The organism is Streptomyces sp. SPB074 (assembly GCF_000154905.1).
Classification (GTDB): Bacteria; Actinomycetota; Actinomycetes; order Streptomycetales; family Streptomycetaceae; genus Streptomyces.
The window spans coordinates 897162-899426 of record NZ_GG770539.1; the positions used below are offsets into that span (position 1 = coordinate 897162).

The following is a 2265-nucleotide window of genomic DNA, read 5'->3' on the forward strand; positions in this document are numbered from 1 at the left end:
AGGCCGAGCGCGACCGCGAGCCGGTCCGGGTGCACGCACACGTCGCGCAGCAGGCTCCGGGCGCTCACCGTGACCCGCAGCGCGTCCTCGTCCAGCGCGAGCCGGACCCGGCGTGCGGGCGCGGGCTGCCGCAGGAGGCGGTCGGGCCGGTACGTCCACACCGTGCGGCGGCCGCCGGTGTCGGCGACCAGGAGCTCGGCCGCCGGGTCGCCGGGGGTGGCGAGGGACGGGTCGAGGACGAGGTGGGTGAGGCCGTCCGGGGCGCACACGGCGCGCGGGCGCGCCGAGGCGAGGACCCGCCCTTCGAGGTCCAGCCTGCGGATGTGGACCTCGGTGTCCCAGTCGGTGTCCGTGTCGTTGACGAGGGTCAGGCGCAGGCCGCCGGTGCCGGCCGGGTCGTGCGTCGGGCCGGGACGTACCGGCTGGATCGTGGCGAGGCGCGGCGCGAAGGAGTGGCGCGGCGCGTACCACAGCGGTTTCTCGATGCCGGCGCTGTCGACGGCGGACCAGCTGATGGCGGGCCAGCAGTCGTCGAGCTGCCACACGACGACCCCGGCGCCGCGTTCGCGCGAGCGCAGCCACTCGGTGCCCGCGGCGACGGCGCGGGCCTGGACGAGCTGGGTCGCCCAGTGCCAGTCGGCGCCCTCGGCGGGCGGCGGGAAGTGCGGCTGGAGGCCGCGGGTGAGCTTGTGCATCCCGTCGATGGCGCGCAGGTGGTGCCGGGTGCGGGGCGAGTCCGGGCCGGGTGTCTCGCCGTCCAGGACGCGGGCGAGGGTGGTCCAGGCGGGCGGCCCGCACCAGCCCATCTCCGAGACGTAGGCGGGGTCGTGGTCGCGGTAGTGCGCGTAGTCGGCCTCGTTCCACGGCGTCCACAGGTGGCTGGGGCCGTGGCTGTCGGCGACCGGGTCGCGCTCGATCGTCCCGGACCAGGGCGAGTTGGCCACGTAGGGGCGGGTGGGGTCGAGGCGGGCGAGGACGCCGGGCAGGACGTCGAGGTAGTAGGCGGCGCCCCAGCCCCGGTCGCCGGTCTGGTCGCTCCAGCCCCAGTGCCGGTGGCCGAGCACGGTCTCGTTGCCGCCGCACCACAGGGCGAGGCTCGGGTGCGCGGCCATGCGGGAGACGGCCTGCTCGGCCTCGCGCGTGACGAGATCCGTCATCTCCCCGTCCTCGCAGTAGGCGGCGCAGGCGAAGAGGAAGTCGTGCCACACGAGCAGTCCGCGCTCGTCGCAGCCGGTCAGGAACTCCTCGGTGGCGAAGTGACCGCCGCCCCAGACGCGCAGCAGGTCGGCGTTCCCGGCGAGGGCCTGGTCGAGGCGGGTGGCGAGGCGGCCGGGCGTGACACGGCTCGGGAAGGTGTCGTCGGGAATCCAGTTGTAGCCGCGCGTGCGCACCCGGCGGCCGTTGACGTGCAGGGCCCAGCGGGCGCCGAGCGCGTCGGGGCTCTCGTCCAGGCGTACCTCGCGCAGCCCGACGCGGACGGTCGCGGTGTCCAGGACCGTTTCCCCGTCGAGGAGTTCGGCGCGCAGCGGGTAGAGCGGCTGGGCGCCGAGCCCGGCCGGCCACCACAGGGCGGGGTCGGTGACGTCGAGGAGGAGGACCGCCTCGCCGTCGGCGACGGCGCCGCGGGCACGCGCGGCGACGCTCCCGTCGGGGTGGGTCAGTTCGGCCCGGACGAGGGAGCCGTCCGGGGCGTCCGCCCGGACGTGCGCGGTGACGCGGGCGGTGCGGTGGCCGGCGGCGAGGGTCACGAGGGGCCGGACGTGGTCGAGGCGCGCGGAGTACGTCTCCAGGCGCAGCGGGCGCCAGATCCCGGCGGTGACGAAGTGGGGTCCCCAGTCCCAGCCGAAGTTGGCGGCGGCCTTGCGCACGTGGGCGTAGGGCTCGTCGTACGGGCTCGGGAGGGCGCCGTGGGCGCGCTCGTGGGCGCGGGCGGCCTCCCAGGCGGAGGAGAGGTGATCTCGACGAGGTTGTCGCCCTCGGTGAGGAGCGGGTCGGCGCGCCAGCGGTGAACGAGGTGCTGGTCCGCGGCGGTGCCCAGGAGGCGGCCGTTGACCCGTATCTCGGCGACGGTGTCGAGCCCTTCGGCGACGAGATCGGTACGGGCGCCGGGCACCCGGGTCCACGTCACGTGCCTGCGGTAGACCCAGTGGGAGTGCCCGACCCAGGTCTGCTCGCGCTCGCCGCTGCCGCGTTCGGGCTCGGCGAGGTAGCCGGTGGCGAGCAGCGCGGTGTGCACCTCGCCGGGGACGTGGGCGGGCAGCGTCG

1 protein-coding gene and 1 pseudogene are annotated in these 2265 nt (G+C 76.2%); both read right to left on the reverse strand.

The annotated features are described in order from the left end of the window. Positions 1–1868: glycosyl hydrolase 2 galactose-binding domain-containing protein (locus tag SSBG_RS03660; RefSeq protein ID WP_420790333.1), on the reverse strand; the 1868-nt coding region annotated here is incomplete at its 3' end. Continuing rightward, positions 1860–2236: pseudogene (locus SSBG_RS34200) on the reverse strand (glycosyl hydrolase 2 galactose-binding domain-containing protein); the annotation flags it as partial. The pseudogene SSBG_RS34200 and the gene SSBG_RS03660, both read right to left, overlap by 9 nt. Positions 2237–2265: the final 29 nt, after the last annotated feature.